The organism is Cereibacter sediminicola, from assembly GCF_007668225.1.
GTDB lineage: Bacteria > Pseudomonadota > Alphaproteobacteria > Rhodobacterales > Rhodobacteraceae > Cereibacter_A > Cereibacter_A azotoformans.
This window is the reverse complement of the sequence record NZ_VDEK01000011.1, coordinates 67,046-87,399: the sequence shown is the minus strand read 5'-3', so window position 1 is coordinate 87,399 and position 20,354 is coordinate 67,046. Positions and strand designations below refer to the sequence as shown.

Sequence of the window (20,354 nt, the reverse complement as noted above, 5' to 3'; positions counted from 1 at the left end):
CTCCTTACGACTTCTGGAACATGGCAAGCATCCGGCGCGTGACCAGGAAGCCGCCGACGATGTTGATGGTGGCGATCAGCACCGAGATGGCGGCCAGAATGACCACCAGCCAGTTGCTCGAGCCGATCTGCAACAGCGCGCCCAGGATCACGATGCCGGAAATGGCGTTGGTGACGGCCATCAGCGGCGTGTGCAGGCTGTGCGAGACGTTCCAGATCACCTGGAAGCCCACGAAGCAGGCCAGCGCGAAGACGATGAAATGCGCCATGAACGAGGGGGGCGCGTAGTTGCCCACGAAGAGCAGCAGCGCCGTGCCGACCGCCAGCATCGTGACCTGGCTGATGGTCTGCTTGCGGAAGGCCTTGTGCTCGGCCGCGCGCTTCTCTTCCGGCGTCAGCTCCTTCACCTTCTCGCGCGGCTTGGCGGCCGCGATCGCGGCCACCTTCGGCGGTGGCGGCGGGTAGGTGATGGCGCCCTCGTGCGTGACGGTGGCGCCGCGGATGACGTCATCCTCCATGTTGTGATGGATCACGCCGTCCTTCTTCGGCGTGAGGTCCGTCAGCATGTGGCGGATGTTGGTCGAGTAAAGCGTCGAGGCCTGCGCCGCCATCCGGCTGGGGAAGTCGGTGTAGCCCACGATGGTCACGCCGTTGGGCGAGACGATCTTCTGATCGGGCACCGTCAGGTCGCAGTTGCCGCCCCGTTCGGCGGCAAGGTCCACGATGACCGAGCCGCGCTTCATCGCCGAGACCATGTCCTCGGTCCAGAGCTTCGGCGCCGGCCGTCCGGGGATCAGGGCCGTCGTGATGACGATGTCCATCTCGGGGGCCAGCTCGCGGAACTTGGCCAGCTGCTTCTCGCGGAACTCGGGGGACGAGGGGGCCGCGTAGCCGCCGGTTGCCGCGCCGTCCTGCGCCTCCTCGAATTCAAGGAAGACGAATTCCGCGCCCATCGATTCGATCTGCTCGGCCACTTCGGGCCGCACGTCGAAGGCGTAGGTGATGGCGCCAAGGCTGACGGCCGTGCCGATCGCGGCCAGGCCCGCGACGCCCGCACCCACCACCAGCACCTTGGCCGGGGGCACCTTGCCCGCCGCCGTCACCTGTCCGGTGAAGAAGCGGCCGAAGTTGTTGCCCGCCTCGATCACCGCGCGATAGCCGGCGATGTTGGCCATCGACGACAGCGCGTCCATCTTCTGCGCGCGGCTGATCCGCGGCACCATGTCCATCGCGACGACGGTGGCGCCCTTGTCCTTGCAGAGCTCGAGCAGCTCGGCGTTCTGGGCGGGCCAGAAGAACGAGATCAGCGTCTGGCCGCGGCGCAGCATCTCGGCCTCGGGCCGTTCCGGGCCCCGCACCTTGACGACGATGTCCGCCGCCTCGAAGAGCGCACGGGCCGAGGGCAGCACCTCGACACCGGCGGCGGCATAGGCTTCGTCGGAGAAGCCCGCCTTCATGCCCGCGCCAGTCTCGATCACACAGTGATGCCCGAGCTTTTGCAGCTGGAGGGCCGAGTCCGGCGTCATCGCGACGCGGGCCTCGCCCTCGAATGTTTCCCTGGGTGCTCCGATCTTCACCGATTATCCCCCTATTCGCGGCTCCGGCGGGCGTTCGCCGGCCCGCCTGTTTAACATTGCGCAAGAAAATTGCGCAAGGCGCTTGCCGCCTTGCAGCAAGTTGCAGTTTTTGTCCATCGGACCCGTTGCCGCTGCGTCACAGCCAGCGCCGTGTGCGGCCCGTCCAGGCTTCGTAATCCGGGCCGAAGGCGGCGGCCAGACGCGCCTCCTCGGGTTCGATGAAGCGCCGCGTCAGGACCCGCATGAAGAGGGGCACGAGCGGCAGGCCAAGGGGCGCGTCGATCCAGAGCAGCACCGCAAGCAGGATCACCACGTCGGCGAGGTAGATCGGATTGCGGCTGAACGAGAAGACACCGTCGGTCACAAGGGCGGACGGCGCGCTGTGCGGCATGACGGTCGTTCCGGCGCGCCGCATCCGCCGGGCGGCCAGCCCCGCGATCACGAGGGCCGCGAGCCCCAACCCCACCCCGGCCACGCGCCCCGGCAGGCCGAAGATCCCGAACGGCACCAGCCAATCGAGCGCAAGCGCGGCGAGCACGAAGAGAAGAAGCCAGGCCGGCGGCAGGTCGAGATGCTTCATGCGGTCTCCTTGGGTCGGGCCCCTCATGCCACGGCCGGGCGGCCGCGCAAAGGGCAGAGGCGGCTTGCGAGCCTGCGCCTTTTGCCGCTACCTCGTCGCGCAATCATGGAGGGCGCGATGACCGATTTCGAGGCGACGCGGGCGATGTTCGACCTGCCTGAGGGGATGATCTATCTCGACGGCAACTCGCTTGGCCCGCTGCCACGGGCGGCGGCGGCGCGCGTGGCGGCCTGCGTCACCGAGGAATGGGGAGGGATGCTGGTCACGGGCTGGAACCGGGCCGGCTGGATGGAGATGCCGCGCCGGCTCGGCGACCGGATCGGCCGGCTGATCGGCGCCGAGCCCGGAACGGTGGTCCTGGGCGATACGCTCTCGATCAAGGTCTTTCAGGCGCTGGCCGCGGCCTGCGAGATGCGCCCCGGCCGGCGGGTGATCCTGTCGGACAGCGGCAACTTTCCCTCGGATCTCTACATGGCCGAGGGGATCTGCCGGATGCTCGGCGACCGCGAGCTGCGCCTCGTGGCGCCCGAGGAGGTCGAGGGCGCGATCACCGACGAGGTCGCGGCGGTGATGGTGACCGAGGTGGACTATCGCACCGGACGGCGGCACGACATGGCGGCCATCACGCGCCGCGCGCATGAGGCGGGGGCGCTGGCGATCTGGGATCTGGCCCATTCCGCGGGCGCGCTGCCGGTGCGGGTGGCCGACGAGGGCGCCGATTTCGCGGTGGGCTGCACCTACAAGTATCTGAACTCCGGCCCCGGCGGGCCAGCCTTCATCTATGTGGCGCCCCTACATGGCGAGCGGGCGGTGCCGGCGCTGTCGGGCTGGCTCGGGCACGCAGCGCCCTTTGCCTTCGACCTCGCCTACCGCCCCGGCCGCGGGGTCGAGCGGATGCGGGTGGGCACGCCGCCCGTGATCCAGATGGCGGCGCTCGACGCCGCGCTCGATGTCTGGGACAGCGTGGATCTCGTCCGCCTGCGCACCCGCTCGCTGGAACTGACGGACCTCTTCATCGCCGAGGTCGAGACGCGCTGCCCCGAACTTGCCCTCGCCACCCCGCGCGAGCACGAGCGCCGCGGCTCGCAGGTGAGCTTTCGCCACCCCGAGGGTTATCCGATCATGCAGGCGCTGATCGCCCGCGGCGTGATCGGCGATTTTCGCGCGCCCGACATCCTGCGCTTCGGCTTTACCCCGCTCTACATCGGGCCGGAGGAGGTGGTGCGCGCCGCCGCGATCCTGTCGGAGGTGATGGAGGGGCGGCTCTGGGACCGCGAGGACTACCGGCAGAGGGCGGCCGTCACCTGAACCCGGCAGGACGGAGCGGAGGTGCCGGCGCCGGGGGCATCGAACCCCCGGCCCCGGCGCTGCCGCCCGCGAGGCCCGGACGACGCCTCGCAGGGACCTCGCGCGCGTGATCCCGGAAAGGCGGCGCGCCCTGTGCGTGCGTGAAGGGCGCGGTCGCGCGCAGCGGCGGTGGGGCCCGGTGGCCGTCTTCCGCTGTCGGACTTTGACCATTGCGCGAGAGTGGTTTACCCTCATCGGCAGACGGCCCGCCGGAAAAGGCGGGCGCGGGGCAGGACGGTGGAATGGAACTGATCGGACGGAAACTTGCAGTCGCGGTGATCGCGGCGGGTATGTTGGGAGGCTGCGTGCCCGACGCGGCCACGGTGAACACGCAGATCGAGGAGCCTGCTCCGCAGCCCAAGCTCTTCGAGGGTGCCTATGCGGCGCGGGCGGACGGCAAGTACCAGCTGCCCGCGATCCCGACCGAGCGGGTGCCTGTCCAGTATCAGCGCCAGTCGGTCGCCTACACCAGCAACGAGCCGCCCGGCACGATCGTCATCAATCCCAGGGAGCGGGTGCTCTATTTCATCACCGGCAAGGACACGGCGATCCGCTACGGGATCGCGGTGGGCAAGGAAGGGTTCCAGTGGTCCGGCACGGCCGTCGTGGCCAACCGCCGCCACTGGCCGACCTGGACGCCCCCGCCCGAGATGATCGAGCGCAAGCCGGAACTCGCCAGGTGGGAGAAGGGGCAGCCCGGCGGCCCGACCAACCCGCTCGGCGCCCGCGCGCTTTACCTTGAGACCAACGGGCGCGACTACGGCTATCGCATCCACGGCACGCCGGAATGGAACTCGATCGGGCACAACGCCTCGTCGGGCTGCATCCGCATGATCAATCAGGACGTCATCGACCTGTTCGAGCGCGTGCCGGACGGGGCGAAGGTCGTGGTGATGACGCAGGACGGCCGGATGCCGACCGGCCTGACCCTGCCGCCGCCGGCGCCGAAGAAGGTCAAGCCCGTGACGATGGCCGCCGCCCCTGCGCGGCCCACGCCCGCCATCCCGTCGGGCCTGTCGAACCTGCCGATGCTCTCGCCCTACGGTGCGCCCGGTGCGATGACGCAGGCGGTGGCGCCCTCCGCCGCAGAGGAGGTGGCGCCTCCCGCCGAGGAGCCCGCACCCGAGGCGCAACCCGCGCCGGCCGAGCCGCTTGCGGACGAACCTCTGGCGGTGCCCGCGCCCGAGCCCGTCCCGCTGCCCGCCGCGCCGATCCTGCCGCCGCCGGCGGACGAGGCCACGGCGCCGGCCGCCGAACCCGCCACCGGATCGCTCTGAGATTCGGCCCGGGGCGGCCGAGCGGCGGCCCCGGCTGTGAAGCTGCGTCCTTGCCGGGAAGTCATTCCCGCCCCGCGGAGGTTCCATGTTCGAGGCTATCCTGATCGAGAAGGACGGCGAGACCCAGACCGTCTCCCGCTGCCGGCTCCCGTCGGACCGGCTGCCCGCGGGCGAGGTGCTGGTCGAGATCGCCTACTCGACCCTCAACTACAAGGACGCGCTGGCGCTGACCGGCAAGGCGCCGGTGGTGCGGACCTTTCCGATGGTGCCGGGGATCGACTTCTCGGGCATCGTCGCCGAGAGCAGCGACCCGCGCTACAGCCCCGGCGACCGGGTGGTGCTGAACGGCTGGGGCGTCGGCGAGACGCACTGGGGCGGGCTTGCCGGGCGCGCCCGCGTCAGTGCGGACTGGCTCGTGCCGCTGCCCGAGGGGATGTCGCTGCGCCATGCGATGGCGCTTGGCACGGCGGGCTACACGGCCATGCTCTGCGTGATGGCGCTCGAGCGCAACGGCGTGCGGCCGGGCTCGGGCGAAGTTGCGGTCACGGGCGCCGCCGGGGGTGTGGGGACGATCGCCACCGCCCTGCTGGCCGGGCGGGGCTACAACGTGGCCGCCGTGACCGGTCGGATGGAAGAGACCGAGTTCCTGAAAAGCCTGGGCGCCGCCAGCCTCGTCGATCGGGCCGACCTGAAGGGCAAGCCGCGGCCCCTGGCACGCGAAAGGTGGGCGGGGGCCATCGACGTGGCCGGCGGAGCGGTTCTGGCGAACCTTCTGTCGATGATACGCTACGGCGGCACGGTCGCCGCCTGCGGGCTGGCCGCGGGCCTCGATCTGCCGGCGAACGTGGCGCCCTTCATCCTGCGCGGGGTCAGCCTTGTCGGAGTGGACAGCGTGATGTGCCCGCAGGAGCGGCGACGCGAGGCCTGGCGGCGGCTGGCCGCCGAGATGGACCGCGAGAAGCTTGAGGCGCTGACGGTGGAGTTGCCCTTCTCCGAGGTGATCGACACGGCGCCGAAGTTCCTTGCGGGTCAGGTGCGCGGGCGCCTTCTGGTGCCCATCGCGCCCGATCTCGGGTGATCGCCGGGCCGGCCGGACGGCCGGCGGGTCGCCCCGCCGGCTGCAGATGGGCGCCTACATCCAGTAGGGCGGGATGCCGTAATAATTGTAGGTCGCAGCCCCCCAGTTGCGGTCGTCGCGCCAGTTCTCGTCGCGCGGGGGCGCGCCCTCGAGCTGCTCGCGGGTGATGTCCGTCACGAAGCCGCCCAGCGACGGATCGTAGTTCAGCTTTTTCCAGGGGATCGGATGATGGTCCTCGGCCATCCCGAGAAAGCCACCGAAGCCCATGACGGCATAGGCGATCACACCCGACTCCTTGTCGATCATCAGATGGTCGATATGGCCCAGATGCTCGCCGTTGGGGCTGTAGACGGCGGTTCCGTTCACGTCGGCGCTCGAGACCATGCTGCTCGAGCTGGTGGCGGGGTGCGTCATGGAAACTCCTCCTTCAGGGCCGCCGATGGGGGCAACCGTTCCAGAGGGAACGACCGGCGGCAGGGGATGTTCCCTGCCGCACGGCCGCCTCACGAGGCCAGCGCCTCGATCTCGGCCTTGTTGCGGCAGAAGGCCGGAAGCACGGTGGAGCGCCCGGAATGCGACAGCCAGCCGGTGCAGGCCTCCGAGGCGCTGCAGCTCTGGCAGCGGTCCACCATCTCGGCGAGTTCGGCCCGGCTCAGCCAGCCCTCGATCACCGCGTCGGGCAGGTTCACTCCCGCCACCCGCGCCATGCCCCGCGTAAGCGACCAGGCCCGCGGCGCCTCGACATAACCGATCATGCGATCCTCCTCAGGAACGATTGTGCGCCGAACATCCGGCTTCGGCCCCTGTCTCACCATGACGCAGATCAAGCGTCAGCGGGCGCTGACATATCCGAAGCTCTCGGCGGCCCGGCGGACGACGGCGATGCGCTGCGCGTTCGGAGGATGGCTGCCGAGGAAGCGGTCGCCTGGATCGGGCAGCCGGGTGAAGAACTGCGCGCCGTGGACCGGGTCGTAGCCCGCGCGGATCGCGATCTCGGTGCCCAGACCGTCGGCCTCAAGCTCGAAATTCTTGGAATAGCTGCGCGCACCGACGTTCGCGCCGAACTCCTGCACCGAGCGGATCGTCTGCTCGTCGGCCCCGCCCATCTGCGCCAGCACCCCCGCCAGCACCGCCCCCGTCAGCGCCGTCTCGCGCTGACGCGGGATATGGCCGAGGATGTGGTGCGCGGCCTCATGGCCGACCACGAAGGCCAGTTCGTCCACGTTGCGCGCGCTGCTGATCAGCGAGAGCGTGAGGCCGATCACCGGCCGGCCCTGCGCGTCGAGCGTCTGGAAGGCGTTGGGGTCGAGGCCCGGCCGCGCATCCACCGTGATCTGGAAGTCGCACGGCACGCCGCGCGTGCGCTCGAGGCAGATGGCTTCCGCCACGGGCTCGACCCGGGCCAGCACGCCCGGAAAGGCGCGTTGCGCATCTCCCTCGGTCAGGAACGGCCCCGGATCGGGCGCCGACTGGAAGGCGGGCAGACCACCCGTCGCCTGCGGCCCCATCGGCGCGGCGCAGCCCGCCAGAACCAGTAGAACGGCGGCAAAAGCGAACCGCAGCATTCCTCACCCCTCTCTTTTCCGGGGCGGACCTTAGCAGAACGGAGGGCGGGAGGAAGAGGCTGTCACGCAAAGGTGCGGCCTCTCGCCGGTCCTGCGGCGCGGCCCTTGAGGTCCGCGGCCGGCTGGCCTACCATCGCCTCATGTTCACCATCGAGCACGATTTCGATGCGACCGTCATCACCCTCATCGACGAGGGCGGTTCCTACCTGCAGGAGGATGTCACCATCTCGGCCTTCGAGGATGTGGTGACGCTCGAGCAGGTCGATCCGCGCCGCGACGAGGTGATCCGGCTGACCCTGTCGATGGCGCAGGTACGCGACCTTGCGGCGGCGCTGAACCTTCCCGAAGGCAGCTACAGGCTCGCGCGGCGGGAGGGCTGAGCCCTCCGCACGCCAGAGGCCTCAGCCCCCGAGCCTTTCCGTCATGGCGACCAGCCGGCGCACCTGATGCGCGATCGCACCGCGGGCGGTGTCGTCGAACTCCGCGCCTTGCGTGTGGCTGTAGCCGTAGGGATTGCCGCCCGCCTTGTAGAGGACGGGGTCGGTATATCCGGGGCCCACGATCACCGATCCCCAGTGCAGGAAGGTGGTGTAGAGGCCAAGGATCGTCGCCTCCTGCCCGCCGTGCGGGTTCTGCGCCGAGGTCATCGCGCTCACCGCCTTGTCGGCGAGCTTGCCCTGCGCCCAGAGCGGGCCCAGCGTGTCGATGAAGGCCCGCACCTGAGAGGGCGCCTGCCCGAACCGCGTCGGGGCCGAGAAGAGGTAGGCGTCGGCCCATTCCATGTCCTGAGGGCTCGCCTCGGGAATGTCCGCCATCCGCTCCACCTGCGCCTTCCAGGCGTCCTGCCCGTTCACGACCGCGTCGGGCGCGGTCTCGGCGAACTTCCGCAGGCGGACCTCCGCCCCCGTGTCTCGCGCCGCTTCCTCGGCGATCTGCGCCATGCGGTGGTTCGTGCCGTAGGTGGAGTAGAACAGGATGGCAAGCTTGACGGGCATGGGATTCCTCCTTCCGGGTCGCTCCCTCAACCGGGGGGCCCCGTCCCCGGTTCCCGGCCCGCGGCCCCGTCCACGCCGCCGCAACGCGGCATTGTGCCCGGCGGGCGGCTCTGGCACTCTGGTCAAAACGGGAACCGAGCCATGATCCCCATCCTGACGTTGACGCTGAACCCGGCGATCGACCTTGCCGCCGACGTGCCGCAGGTGCTGCCCGGCATCAAGCTGCGCTGCACCGAGCCACGGGTCGATCCGGGCGGCGGCGGGCTGAACGTCAGCCGCGCCATCCGCATCCTCGGCGGCCAGAGCAGCGCCTTCGTGGCGCTCGGCGGCAATGTGGGGGGGCGGCTTGCGGCGCTGGTGGCGGCCGCCGGGATCGAGATCGTGGCCTTCGCCGGCCCCGGCGAAACGCGCGAGAGCCTGACGGTGACCGAGACCGGCACCGGCCAGCAGTTCCGCTTCATGCTGCCCGGCGCCCGCTGGAGCCCCGCCCGCGTCGAGGCCGCCCTCGCCCGCATCGACCGCGCCGTGCCCAAGGGCGGCATGGTGGTCCTCTCGGGCTCGCTGCCGCCGGGGGTTCCGGCCGATTTCCCGGCCCTCGTGTCGAACCTTCTGGGCCAGCGCGCGCGTCTGCTGGTGGACACGTCGGGCGCCCCCCTCGCCCATCTCGCGGCCGGGGGCGTGCCGGATCTCGACATCCTGCGGATGGACGATGGCGAGGCGGCGAGCCTCGCCGGCCGCCCGCTGGACAGCGTGGCCGAGACCGCGGACTTCGCCTCGGCCCTCGTGGCCCGCGGCGTGGCCGGATGCGTGATCATCGCCCGTGGCGCCGACGGCTCGGTGCTTGCCGACGCCCGCGGCCGCTGGCACTCGCGCTCGGAGCCGGTCGAGGTGGTCAGCGCGGTCGGCGCCGGCGACACGTTCGTCGGCGCCTTCGTCCTCGCACTGGCCCGCGGCGCGCCGCCCGAGACCGCCCTCGCCCACGGCGTCGCCGCCGCCGCCGCCGCCGTCATCACCGAGGCCACCGAACTCTGCCACCCCGAGGATGTCGAGCGTCTGCTCCCCTCCTGTGCCCCGCACCCGGTCTGACGCGCCTTTCATTCTGGCCCAAATATCCCGCGGGGGAGCCCGGCCGCAGGCCGGGCCGGGGGCGCGAAGCCCCCGCCTCCGGCGGCCCCGTCGCTGACGCCCCAGTCTCGGCAGAACCTTGACCCGGCCAAACGCCGCCCGGCCTCCGAAAGGCCCCGCCCCACCCACACGCACCTTCCGGCTGGCCGGCGATGGCGCCGGCCGTCAGTTCGCGCTTTCGTCCCGCCAGCGGTTCACCATCGGGTAGCGGCGGTCGAGCCAGAAGGCGCGCCGCGTCAGGCGCGTGCCGGGCGCGGACTGGAACCGCTTCCATTCGCTGAGAAAGATCAGCCGCTCGACCTTCGTCACGGTCTCGCGGTCGAAGCCCCGGGCAACAAGTTCGGCCGCACTCTCCTCGCGGTCCACCAGCCCCTCGAGGATCGCGTCGAGCGTGGCGTAGGGCGGCAGGCTGTCCTCGTCCTTCTGGCCCTCGCGCAGCTCGGCCGAGGGGGGCTTGTCGATCACCCTCGGCGGGATCACCTCGCCGGCAGGTCCCTTCATCCAGGGCCGGTGATGCGCGTTGCGCCAGCGGCACATCTGGAAGACGCGGGTCTTGTAGAGATCCTTGATCGGGTTGAAGCCCCCGTTCATGTCGCCGTAGATCGTGCAATAGCCCACCGCCACCTCGGACTTGTTGCCGGTGGTCAGCAGCATCTCGCCGAACTTGTTCGACAGCGCCATCAGCAGCAGCCCGCGCAGGCGGCTCTGGATGTTTTCCTCGGTGATCCCCGACGCGGTGCCCTCGAACAGCGGGCCGAGCGCCGCCCCCACCGCTTCCTGCGGCCCCTCGATCCCCACCTCGTCGAGCCGGCAGCCCAGGGCACGGGCCACCGCCGCCGCATCCTCGAGCGAATGGCGCGACGTGTAGCGCGAGGGCAGCATCACGCAGCGCACCGCCTCGGGGCCGAGCGCATCCGCCGCGATCGCCGCCACCAGCGCCGAGTCGATCCCGCCCGACAGGCCCAGCAGCGCGCGCGAAAAGCCGCTCTTGCCCAGGTAGTCCCGCAAGCCCACCACCATCGCGTGATAGTCGGCCTCCCACAGGTCGGGCTGGGCCACGATCGGCGCGGGCAGCGCGCGCCAGCCCTCGTTCGTCGCCTCGAAATCGACATGGACCAGCGCCTCCTCGAAGGCGGGAAGCTGTGCCATCAACCGGCCGTGCGGGTTCAGCACGAAGGAGGCCCCGTCGAACACCTGATCGTCCTGCCCGCCCACCATGTTGAGATAGACGAGCGGCAGGCCGGTCTCGACCACCCGCGTCACCATCAGATTCACCCGCACGTCGAGCTTCTCGCGGTGATAGGGCGAGCCGTTGGGCACCAGCAGGATCTCGGCCCCGGTCTCGGCCAGCGTCTCGCAGACGTCGGGATGCCAGCTGTCCTCGCAGATCGGGATGCCGATGCGCAGCGGCCCCACCCGGCAGGGCCCGTGAACCTCGCCCGAGGAGAACAGCCGCTTCTCGTCGAAGACCTCCCCGTTCGGAAGGTGATGCTTGAAGACCGTGGCGGTGACGCGCCCGCCCTCGAGCAGCCAGTAGCCGTTCATCAGCCGGTCGCCCTCGAGACAGGGGCCGCCGATCCCGATGGCGGGCCCCTCGGCGCAGTCGGCCGCCAGCCGCTCGATCGCCGCCATCGCATCCCGCACGAAGGCCCGCCGCATCACCAGATCCTGCGTCTGGTAGCCGGTGACGAACATCTCGGTCAGCGCCACCATGTCGGAACCCGCGGCGCGCGCGGCCTCCCACGCCTTGCGGGCCAGCGCCACGTTGCCGGCAAGATCGCCCACCGTCGGGTTGAGCTGCGCGAGGGTGAGGCGGAAACGTTCTGTCATGGTCCCTGGTCCGTCTGCGATCCCGGCTCACGCGGGTTTGGCTTGTCTTCTAGCAGACTGCCGGGCAAGGGAAAGGCGATAGCGGCCGAGGCGCTTGTCAGCCGGGGGGGCAGCCACTAGGCTCTGCCCCCGGCCAGCTTGAAGCCAGCATGCAGGACAGTCGGCGAACGGGGCAAGAGCGGATGCGGAAGACGAAGGAACGGATCGGGCAGGTCCTCGGGGGCGGTCTGATCGCTGTGGCCATCGGAGCCACGCTGGGGGCTGCGCCAGCCCCGGCGCAGGAGCCGGGCCCGGTCACGACCAAGCAATATGACGACGGCTCGGTCTATGAGGGCACCTTCCGCAACGGCCTCCAGCACGGGACCGGCACCTACCGTCTGCCGAACGGCTACGAATACACCGGCGAGTGGGTCGATGGCGAGATCAGCGGCCAGGGCCGCGCGCGCTTTCCCAACGGCTCGATCTACGAGGGCAGCTTTGCCGCGGGCAAGCCCGAGGGTCAGGGCAAGATCACCTTCTCGGACGGCGGCACCTACGAGGGCCAGTGGTCCGGCGGCCAGATGACCGGCGAGGGCACGGCCCGCTACGCCAACGGCTCGGTCTATCGCGGAGAGTTCCGCAACGCCGTGCATCATGGCCGCGGCGCGATGGAGAATCCGGGCGGCTACCGCTACGAGGGCGACTGGGTCGAGGGGGTCAAGGAGGGCCGCGGCCGGATCACCTACCCCGACGGCGCGGTCTATGAAGGCGATCTGGTGAAGGGCCAGCGTCAGGGTCAGGGCACGCTGACGATGCCGGACGGGCTGATCTATGTCGGCGCCTGGCAGAACGGCCAGATCAACGGCACGGGCAAGCTCACCCAGCCCAACGGCGACGTCTATGAGGGCGAATTGAAGGACGGCCAGCGCGAAGGCACCGGCCGCGTCACCCACCGGAACGGCGACATCTACGAAGGCGCGTTCCACGCCGACCGCCGCCACGGGCAGGGCACCTTCCGCGGCTCCGACGGCTATGTCTATGAAGGCAACTGGGTGGACGGCCGGATCGAGGGCCAGGGCCGCGTGACCTATCCCGACGGTTCGGTCTATGTCGGCCAGTTCCACGAGGACCAGCCCGAGGGGCGCGGCAAGATCACCTATCCCGACGGCTCGACCTACGAGGGCGACTGGAAGGCCGGCGTGATCGAGGGGCGCGGCACGGCCACCTACGCCAACGGCCTCGTCTATGAGGGCGAGTTCCGCGCCGCGAAGAACCACGGCCGCGGGGTGATGACCTATCCCGACGGCTACCGCTACGAGGGCGACTGGCACGAGGGCCAGCGTCACGGCCAGGGCGTCGCGACCTACGCCGACGGCACGATCTACACCGGCCAGTTCGTCCGCGGCCAGCGCGAGGGCGAGGGCGAGATCGTGATGGCCGACGGCTTCCGCTACAAGGGCGGCTGGAAGGCGGGCGAGATCGACGGCGAAGGTGTCGCGACCTACGCCAACGGCGACATCTACGAGGGCACCTTCCGCGCCGGCAAGCGCCAGGGTCAGGGCGTGATGCGTTACGCCACGGGCCAGGAGAGCGCGGGCGAGTGGAAGGACGGCATCCTCGCCGAGCCCGCCACCGAAGAGGCGGCCGAGGCCCCTGCCCCGGTCGAGGATGCCACTCCGCCCGCCGAGTCCGTTCCGGCCAACTGACCTCGCACCCGCCACCGGCCGCACCAGGCCCGCGGCACCCGTGGCGCCGCAGAAAGGCGGCCGCCATTGGCGCGCCGTGCGGCGCAGGGCCCTTGTTTCACAGGGTGCGACATTTGTGACCAGCCTCCGGCCGCTGCCGGCGCTTGTTGCGCAACCGCAAACTCCGGCCTCTCCAGAGGATCTACCGATCGGGTCATAGGCATCATCCATCGAAGGAGAGAACCCGATGTTTACCCGCCGCGCCGCCCTTGTAGGAGCCGCCGCGCTCGCGTCAGCGCCGCTCGTGATACGGACGGCAGGCGCCGAGGAAGCTCCCGCCCAGATCGCCAGTGCAGCCTCCGTCGATCTCAGCGACCTGCCCCGCGTGAAGCACACGCTCGTGCCTCCGCCCTTCGCGCATGCACACGAGCAGGTGGCCGCCTCCGGCCCCGTCATCAACGAATTCGAGATGCGGATCATCGAGAAGGAAGTGCAGCTCGACGAGGACGCCTACATGCAGGCGATGACCTTCGACGGCTCGATCCCCGGCCCGCTGATGATCGTGCATGAGGGCGACTATGTCGAACTCACCCTGATCAACCCGCCCGAAAACACCATGCCCCACAACATCGACTTCCACGCCGCTACCGGCGCGCTGGGAGGCGGCGGGCTCACCCTCATCAATCCGGGCGAAAAGGTCGTCCTGCGGTTCAAGGCCACCCGCGCGGGCACCTTCGTCTATCACTGCGCCCCCGGCGGCCCGATGATCCCCTGGCACGTCGTCTCGGGCATGGCGGGCTGCATCATGGTGCTGCCGCGCGACGGCCTGAAGGACCACGAGGGCAAGCCGGTGCGCTATGACACCGTCTATTACATCGGCGAGAGCGACCACTACCTCCCGAAGGACGAGGACGGCACCTACATGCGCTTCTCCGACCCGTCCGAGGGCTACGAGGACATGGTCGCGGTGATGGACACGCTGATCCCCAGCCACGTCGTCTTCAACGGCGCGGTGGGCGCCCTGACCGGCGAGGGCGCGCTGAAGGCCAAGGTGGGCGAGAATGTCCTCTTCGTCCACAGCCAGCCCAACCGCGACTCGCGCCCGCACCTCATCGGCGGGCACGGCGATCTCGTCTGGGAAACCGGCAAGTTCCACAACACGCCCGAGCGCGACCTCGAGACCTGGTTCATCCGCGGCGGCTCGGCCGGCGCCGCGCTCTACAAGTTCCTGCAGCCGGGCGTCTATGCCTACGTCAACCACAACCTGATCGAGGCGGTCCACAAGGGCGCCACCGCGCACGTCCTCGTCGAGGGCGAGTGGGACAATGACCTGATGGAACAGGTCGTGGCGCCGGTCGGCCTCACCGGCTGACCCGGCCCCGGATCGGCCGGCACCCACCGGCCGATCCCCTCCCGGGACAAGGGGCGCCTGCCCCGTGGTCCCGCTCCGGCCCTTCCGCGGCACCGGCACCGCTTCGGCCGATGTGCGTCCCGCCGCGTGAGGCGCCGACCCTTGCCTTGCTCGGGGCCCGCATGACCACGCCGGACAGTCGGCCGCCGGCCCGGAGCCGTTCTCGAACAGGAACCCGTGCCATGTTGCGCGCCGCCCTCGCCTCGGGCCTGCTGGCCCTCGCCGCCCTCGGAGGCTTCGGCCTTGCCCCCTCCGAGCCACGGCTGCCCCCGCCCGAGACCGTCTCTATTCCGCCCGGACCCGCGCTCTATCGGTCGTCGGCCGAATACCGGATCGGCACGCGGCGGATCGACCCGCCGCCCACCCGTATCGAGATGCGGGGCTTCGACATCATGGCCGGCCAGGTGACGCAGGAGGATTACGCGCGCTGCGTGGCCGAGGGCGCCTGCAAGGCCGCCACACGGACGCCCGGCGCCCACCTGCCGCAGACCGGCGTGAACTGGTCGGACGCCACCGCCTATGCTGGCTGGCTGTCCGAGCGGACCGGACAGGAGTGGCGCCTGCCCTCGGACGCCGAATGGCTGCGCGCCGCGGCCGAGCGGGGCTTTGACGGCGCTCTCGGCGCCGAAGGCGAGAACCCGTCCGACCGCTGGCTGGCCAGCTACCGCTCGGAGGTGGACCGGCGGGGCAACGCCGATCTCGTGCCGCGCCCTTCGGGGCACTTCGGCCTGAACAGCCTCGGGCTGCGGGATCTGGCCGGCAACGTCTGGGAATGGACGACGAGTTGCGACGAGAAGATCTCGCTGTCGCCCACGGGCGAGCAGATCGCGTCCGAGCGGTTCTGCGGGGTGCGCGTCGCGCAGGGCAAGCACCGGGCCTTCATGGTCGATTTCATCCGCGACGCGCGATCGGGCGGCTGCGCGGCGGGCATCCCGCCCGACTTCCTCGGCTTCCGGCTGGTCCGCGACATTCCCTGAGGCCGCGCAAGCGAACGGCCCGGCCAGAGGGGCCGGGCCCTGCCTGCGGTGGCGCAGGATCAGTTGGCCTCGTAGTTCTGCAGCACCTGCGCGAAGATCGGCTCCAGCCGCGCCTGCGCCCGCGCCGGTTGCGGGATCGACATGGCCTCGTCGAGATTGACGGGCGATCCGACCTGGATCACCGCCACCATCCCCATCCCGTAGTAGGGCATGCTCTTGACGCCCCAGACGCCTTCCTGCGTCAGGGTGATCGTCACGGGCTCGTTCATGCCGCCCCTGAAGCCGCGCGCGCCCAGCGGCAGCATTCCGGGGATGATCTCGGCGTTGAAGCCCTTGTCCACGGGCACGAAGGTGACGGTGTCGCCGACGCGGGCCTGGATGAAGGCGGGCTCGAAGGCCTTGGCTCCGGTCGAGCCATTGTGCACCATGGCGATCTCGTAATGGGCCGCAAGGGCGGCGGGCGCGGCAAGGGCCGCGGCGAACCCCGCGGCAAGGCCGATCATCGGGAGTTTCGCAAGCATCTCAGTCGTCCTTTCTGCGCTGCAAGCCGTTCATGTCTCTCACAGGGAGAGGTTTACGCCCCCGGAGACCTGCGGGGGTTGCGCTGCATCAATTCGGGCCTGACAGGGGCTGCGACCTGCCCGCGCGGGCAATTTTCGCATGGCAGCCTTGCGTTCCAGGCATGGGTCGCCGCGAGACCCTCTGGACCGAAGGCGCGACCCCGATCACCGGACGCAGGGTCATTTTCCCGCTTCCCTTTTGCGCCGTCCTCCGTAATATCCGCGCCATGACACGGGACCGCTCCATTGCGATCACTATTGCCCCGCCCCTCCGGGCGATGGCCACCCGTGCGCTTCTTCTCCTTAGCTGCCTCTGAGCGTGCCCTTGGGCGCGACCGCTCGGAGGTGACCAGCGCCCGGGACCGAAGCTGAGGACAACGAGAGAATTCACATGACCGACACGACCAAGACCGCCTCCGAGCAGGACCGCGTCCTGATTTTCGACACCACCCTGCGCGATGGGGAACAGTCCCCCGGCGCGACCATGACCCACGACGAAAAGCTCGAGATCGCGGCGCTGCTCGACGAGATGGGCGTGGACATCATCGAGGCGGGCTTCCCCATCGCCTCCGAAGGCGATTTCGAGGCGGTTTCGGCCATCGCGAAACAGGCGAAGAACTCCACGATCTGCGGCCTCGCGCGGGCGAACTACAAGGACATCGACCGCTGCTGGGAAGCGGTGCGCCACGCCCGGTCCCCGCGCATCCACACCTTCATCGGCACCTCGCCGCTGCACCGCGCGATCCCGAACCTCGACATGGACCAGATGGCCGAGCGGATCCACGACACGGTGAGCCACGCCCGGAACCTCTGCGACAACATCCAGTGGTCGCCGATGGATGCCACGCGGACCGAGCATGACTATCTCTGCCGCGTGGTCGAGATCGCGATCAAGGCGGGCGCCACCACGATCAACATCCCCGACACGGTGGGCTATACCGCGCCGCGCGAAAGCGCCGACCTGATCCGCATGCTGCTGGAGCGGGTGCCGGGCGCGGACACGGTCATCTTCGCCACGCACTGCCACAACGATCTGGGCATGGCGACCGCGAATGCGCTGGCCGCCGTCGAGGCCGGCGCGCGGCAGATCGAATGCACGATCAACGGCCTCGGCGAGCGCGCGGGCAACACCGCGCTCGAAGAGGTGGTGATGGCGCTGAAGGTGCGCAACGACATCATGCCCTACCGCACCGGCATCGACACGACGCGGATCATGAACATCAGCCGCAAGGTCGCCACCGTCTCGGGCTTCCCGGTGCAGTTCAACAAGGCCATCGTCGGCAAGAACGCATTCGCGCACGAATCCGGCATCCATCAGGACGGGATGCTGAAGAACGCCCAGACCTTCGAGATCATGCGCCCCGCCGATGTGGGTCTGGCGGACACCTCGCTGGTGATGGGCAAGCATTCCGGCCGGGCGGCCCTGCGCGCCAAGCTCAAGGATCTGGGGTATGATCTGGGCGAGAACCAGCTCAACGACGTCTTCGTGCGCTTCAAGGCACTGGCCGACCGCAAGAAGGAAGTGTTCGACGACGACATCGTGGCGCTGATCCAGGATCAGGCCACCTCGGCCGAACATGACGTCCTGCAACTCAAGCGCCTGCGCGTGGTCTGCGGCACCGACGGCCCGCAGGAGGCCGAGATGACCCTCTCGGTCGAGGGGGTCGATCATTCCATCGACGCAACCGGCGACGGCCCGGTGGATGCGGCCTTCAACGCGGTCAAGATGCTCTATCCGCATCACGCACGGCTGCATCTCTATCAGGTCCATGCGGTGACGGAAGGCACCGACGCGCAGGCCACGGTCTCGGTCCGGCTGGAAGAAGACGGCAAGATCGCGACCGGCCAGGCCGCCGACACCGATACGGTGGTGGCGAGCGTCAAGGCCTATGTGAACGCGCTGAACCGGCTGATCCACCGGCGCCAGAAATCGGCACCGGGCGCCGACATGAAGGATGTCCACTACAGCTCGCACGCCTGACACGGGCATGGGCGCCCCGCCATTCACGAAGCGCGAATGGCGGGGCCTCGCACCGGCTAGAGCAGCGGCACCCTGCGCGCCGCAAGAACGACCGGCACCGCGACGAGCGACGCGGCCGCCAGCCCGATCAGCGTCCGCAGCGTATCGCCCATCTCGACGTCGTAGGTGACGTGCAGGACCGCGACATGCACAAGGTAAAGCGCCGTCGCAAGCTGCCCGATAGAGCGGCTCGTCCCCCGCAGCTGCCAGCCCTTCACGGTCAGGAACAGGACCGGGCAGACGATGGCCAGAGAGACAAAGATCTCGAACACCGGATCGTCGCGGTTCCAGATCATGTTCGCCGACCATTCCGCCGCCAGCAGCCCCAGCGCCAACGCCAGCATCCGGCCCGAGCCAAGCCGCGCGAGCCGCCCCTCGTGCCGCGCGACAAGCACGCCGCAGATGAGAAACGGCAAGCCCATGAAGAGAAAGTTGCGGTAGGTCTGCACCCGGTTCAGGCTCTGATCGAGCGGCCCGTCGAAAAGATGCAGATTGCCCGCATACTGGATCCCGACGCCCGCGGCAAAGGTCAGCGCCCCGACCGCAACGAGCACCCTCTCGCCTGCCGGCCGCAGCGCCGCCACCAGCAGCCCGCCAAGGAGCAGCGCCAGCAGATACCAGAGGTGATAGTAGCCAAAGAGCAGCACCTCGCGGCCGAAGGACGGCACCGCCAGCGCCCCCGGCAGCCAGAGCGGCGCGTAGATCGCCATCCAGAGCCCGTAAAGCAGCGCCACGCGCCGGACCCAGGCCCCGACCCCCTGATCGAGCTGACGCTCGAGGAAATAGCCGTTGATCACGAGGAAGGTGGGGACGGCGATCCGGAAGAGGCCGTTGGTGAAGAAGTGCGACAGGCCCGGATGGACATCGCGCAGGAAGCCCGCATGAAGCCCCACGACCATCATGGCCATCACGATCTTGAGAGCATCGAGAGAGAGGTTCCGGGGCTGCGGCCCCGAGGTGGCAGAGCGGATCAATCGAAGTCCCCGTCGTTACAACCGCCCGCAACCTAAGCCATGCCCGCGCCGGGTCAAAGGGCGGGCGGCCGGGCGCTGCCGAACGCCAGCATTTTCCCGCATCATGGCCAGTTTCTACTCGGCCGAGACGACGGGCATGAGGGGTGACGACGGCCCCCTCAGACCCACAACGGCCCTTCCCGCCCCGGCCCGCGCGCGGATTGACGCCGGCCCGGCCCGACAGGGCCCTTCCCCTCTCGCCGCCCGCTTCCTATAAGCAGGGCGCCTGCCTCGCCGAGAGTCGCGGGCGGTTTCCTTCTTTCAGGACAGGATCAGCAGAGCATGTCGTTTCTCACCGGCCTCTTCTCGTCAGACATGGCCATCGACCTCGGCACCGCGAACACGCTGGTCTATGTCCGTGGCAAGGGGATCGTGCTGAGCGAACCCTCGGTGGTGGCCTACCACGTCAAGGACGGCAAGAAGCAGGTCCTTGCGGTGGGCGAGGATGCCAAGCTAATGCTGGGCCGGACGCCGGGCTCGATCGAGGCCATCCGGCCCATGCGCGAGGGGGTGATCGCCGACTTCGACACCGCCGAGGAAATGATCAAGCATTTCATCCGCAAGGTGCACAAGCGCACGACCTTCTCCAAGCCGAAGATCATCGTCTGCGTGCCCCACGGCGCGACCCCGGTGGAAAAGCGGGCGATCCGCCAGTCGGTCCTGTCGGCGGGCGCCCGGCGCGCGGGGCTGATCGCCGAGCCCATCGCGGCGGCCATCGGCGCGGGCATGCCGATCACCGATCCCACCGGCAACATGGTGGTGGATGTGGGTGGCGGCACGACCGAGGTGGCCGTCCTCAGCCTGGGCGACATCGTCTATGCCCGCTCGGTGCGGGTGGGTGGCGACCGGATGGACGATGCCATCATCGCCTACCTCCGCCGCCACCAGAACCTGCTGATCGGGGAATCGACCGCCGAGCGGATCAAGACCTCGATCGGCACCGCCCGGATGCCCGACGACGGGCGCGGCCAGTCGATGACGATCCGCGGCCGTGACCTGCTGAACGGCGTCCCGAAAGAGACCGAGATCAATCAGGCGCAGGTGGCCGAGGCGCTGGCCGAACCCGTGCAGCAGATCTGCGACGCGGTGATGCAGGCGCTGGAGGCGACGCCCCCGGACCTCGCCGCCGACATCGTGGACCGCGGTGTGATGCTGACAGGGGGCGGCGCGCTTCTGGGCGATCTCGATCTTGCGCTGCGCGAACAGACCGGGCTTTCGATCTCGGTGGCCAACGAGTCGCTGAATTGTGTGGCGCTCGGCACCGGCAAGGCGCTGGAATATGAAAAGCAGCTTCGGCATGTGATCGACTACGAAAGCTGACGGCGCGTCGGCTTCT

General features: G+C 69.5%; 19 protein-coding genes. 10 read left to right on the top strand and 9 right to left on the bottom strand.

The annotated features are described in order from the left end of the window. Positions 1–4: 4 nt before the first annotated feature. Together FG154_RS09785 and FG154_RS09780 are read right to left on the bottom strand one after the other, a co-directional pair. Complete coding sequence (locus FG154_RS09785; RefSeq protein ID WP_145107134.1) at positions 5–1,576, bottom strand: Re/Si-specific NAD(P)(+) transhydrogenase subunit alpha; 1,572 nt, start codon at positions 1,574–1,576, stop codon at positions 5–7. 136 nt (positions 1,577–1,712) lie between these two features. Further along, entirely contained in the window at positions 1,713–2,156 is a 444-nt protein-coding gene (locus tag FG154_RS09780) for a methyltransferase family protein (RefSeq protein ID WP_145107132.1), read from the bottom strand. 117 nt (positions 2,157–2,273) lie between these two features. On the opposite strand from FG154_RS09780, the gene kynU reads away from it, so the two are divergent. From kynU to acuI, 3 genes are all read left to right on the top strand, one after another. After that, the gene (gene kynU / locus FG154_RS09775; protein ID WP_145107130.1) at positions 2,274–3,464 is read left to right on the top strand and encodes a kynureninase; all 1,191 of its coding nucleotides are present in this window, start codon (positions 2,274–2,276) and stop codon (positions 3,462–3,464) included. 281 nt (positions 3,465–3,745) lie between these two features. Continuing rightward, complete coding sequence (locus tag FG154_RS09770; protein ID WP_145107128.1) at positions 3,746–4,780, top strand: L,D-transpeptidase; 1,035 nt, start codon at positions 3,746–3,748, stop codon at positions 4,778–4,780. Positions 4,781–4,865: 85 nt separating this feature from the next. Next, the gene (acuI, locus tag FG154_RS09765) at positions 4,866–5,858 is read left to right on the top strand and encodes an acrylyl-CoA reductase (NADPH) (RefSeq protein WP_145107125.1); all 993 of its coding nucleotides are present in this window, start codon (positions 4,866–4,868) and stop codon (positions 5,856–5,858) included. A gap of 54 nt (positions 5,859–5,912) precedes the next feature. Here acuI and FG154_RS09760 read toward each other — a convergent pair whose 3' ends face one another. From FG154_RS09760 to FG154_RS09750, 3 genes are all read right to left on the bottom strand, one after another. Next, the gene (locus FG154_RS09760) at positions 5,913–6,272 is read right to left on the bottom strand and encodes a PRC-barrel domain-containing protein (RefSeq protein WP_145107123.1); all 360 of its coding nucleotides are present in this window, start codon (positions 6,270–6,272) and stop codon (positions 5,913–5,915) included. A gap of 89 nt (positions 6,273–6,361) precedes the next feature. Continuing rightward, a complete protein-coding gene (locus tag FG154_RS09755; protein WP_145107121.1) occupies positions 6,362–6,613 on the bottom strand; it encodes a DUF6455 family protein in 252 nt (83 codons plus the stop codon). A gap of 75 nt (positions 6,614–6,688) precedes the next feature. Next, positions 6,689–7,423 carry a M48 family metalloprotease gene (locus FG154_RS09750; RefSeq protein WP_145107119.1) on the bottom strand — a complete coding sequence of 245 codons (735 nt, stop codon included), beginning with the start codon at positions 7,421–7,423 and terminating at the stop codon, positions 6,689–6,691. A gap of 140 nt (positions 7,424–7,563) precedes the next feature. Between FG154_RS09750 and FG154_RS09745 the strand changes: the two genes are divergently transcribed. After that, on the top strand, positions 7,564–7,803 hold the full coding sequence (locus FG154_RS09745; RefSeq protein WP_145107116.1) for a hypothetical protein: 240 nt from the start codon (positions 7,564–7,566) through the stop codon (positions 7,801–7,803). Positions 7,804–7,824: 21 nt separating this feature from the next. On the opposite strand, the gene wrbA is transcribed toward FG154_RS09745, so the two are convergent. Then, positions 7,825–8,418 (bottom strand): NAD(P)H:quinone oxidoreductase type IV, encoded by a 594-nt coding sequence (gene wrbA / locus FG154_RS09740; RefSeq protein ID WP_145107113.1) that lies wholly within the window; start codon positions 8,416–8,418, stop codon positions 7,825–7,827. 141 nt (positions 8,419–8,559) lie between these two features. Here wrbA and FG154_RS09735 point away from each other — a divergent pair, with 141 nt between their 5' ends. Further along, the gene (locus FG154_RS09735) at positions 8,560–9,504 is read left to right on the top strand and encodes a 1-phosphofructokinase family hexose kinase (RefSeq protein ID WP_145107111.1); all 945 of its coding nucleotides are present in this window, start codon (positions 8,560–8,562) and stop codon (positions 9,502–9,504) included. A gap of 204 nt (positions 9,505–9,708) precedes the next feature. Here the strand turns inward: FG154_RS09735 and FG154_RS09730 are convergent, their stop codons facing one another. Further along, positions 9,709–11,373 carry an NAD+ synthase gene (locus FG154_RS09730; RefSeq protein ID WP_145107108.1) on the bottom strand — a complete coding sequence of 555 codons (1,665 nt, stop codon included), beginning with the start codon at positions 11,371–11,373 and terminating at the stop codon, positions 9,709–9,711. 182 nt (positions 11,374–11,555) lie between these two features. Between FG154_RS09730 and FG154_RS09725 the strand changes: the two genes are divergently transcribed. From FG154_RS09725 to FG154_RS09715, 3 genes are all read left to right on the top strand, one after another. Then, complete coding sequence (locus tag FG154_RS09725) at positions 11,556–13,058, top strand: MORN repeat-containing protein (protein ID WP_145107105.1); 1,503 nt, start codon at positions 11,556–11,558, stop codon at positions 13,056–13,058. Positions 13,059–13,284: 226 nt separating this feature from the next. Then, entirely contained in the window at positions 13,285–14,409 is a 1,125-nt protein-coding gene (gene nirK / locus FG154_RS09720; protein ID WP_186312327.1) for a copper-containing nitrite reductase, read from the top strand. 221 nt (positions 14,410–14,630) lie between these two features. Beyond that, the gene (locus tag FG154_RS09715) at positions 14,631–15,425 is read left to right on the top strand and encodes a formylglycine-generating enzyme family protein (RefSeq protein WP_246100201.1); all 795 of its coding nucleotides are present in this window, start codon (positions 14,631–14,633) and stop codon (positions 15,423–15,425) included. A 59-nt stretch (positions 15,426–15,484) separates the two neighbouring features. Here the strand turns inward: FG154_RS09715 and FG154_RS09710 are convergent, their stop codons facing one another. Further along, on the bottom strand, positions 15,485–15,946 hold the full coding sequence (locus FG154_RS09710) for a pseudoazurin (protein ID WP_145107099.1): 462 nt from the start codon (positions 15,944–15,946) through the stop codon (positions 15,485–15,487). A 430-nt stretch (positions 15,947–16,376) separates the two neighbouring features. On the opposite strand from FG154_RS09710, the gene FG154_RS09705 reads away from it, so the two are divergent. Then, a complete protein-coding gene (locus FG154_RS09705) occupies positions 16,377–17,966 on the top strand; it encodes a 2-isopropylmalate synthase (protein ID WP_145107096.1) in 1,590 nt (529 codons plus the stop codon). A 56-nt stretch (positions 17,967–18,022) separates the two neighbouring features. On the opposite strand, the gene FG154_RS09700 is transcribed toward FG154_RS09705, so the two are convergent. Continuing rightward, complete coding sequence (locus FG154_RS09700; RefSeq protein WP_145107094.1) at positions 18,023–18,979, bottom strand: acyltransferase family protein; 957 nt, start codon at positions 18,977–18,979, stop codon at positions 18,023–18,025. A gap of 321 nt (positions 18,980–19,300) precedes the next feature. Between FG154_RS09700 and FG154_RS09695 the strand changes: the two genes are divergently transcribed. After that, on the top strand, positions 19,301–20,338 hold the full coding sequence (locus FG154_RS09695) for a rod shape-determining protein (protein WP_145107091.1): 1,038 nt from the start codon (positions 19,301–19,303) through the stop codon (positions 20,336–20,338). Positions 20,339–20,354: the final 16 nt, after the last annotated feature.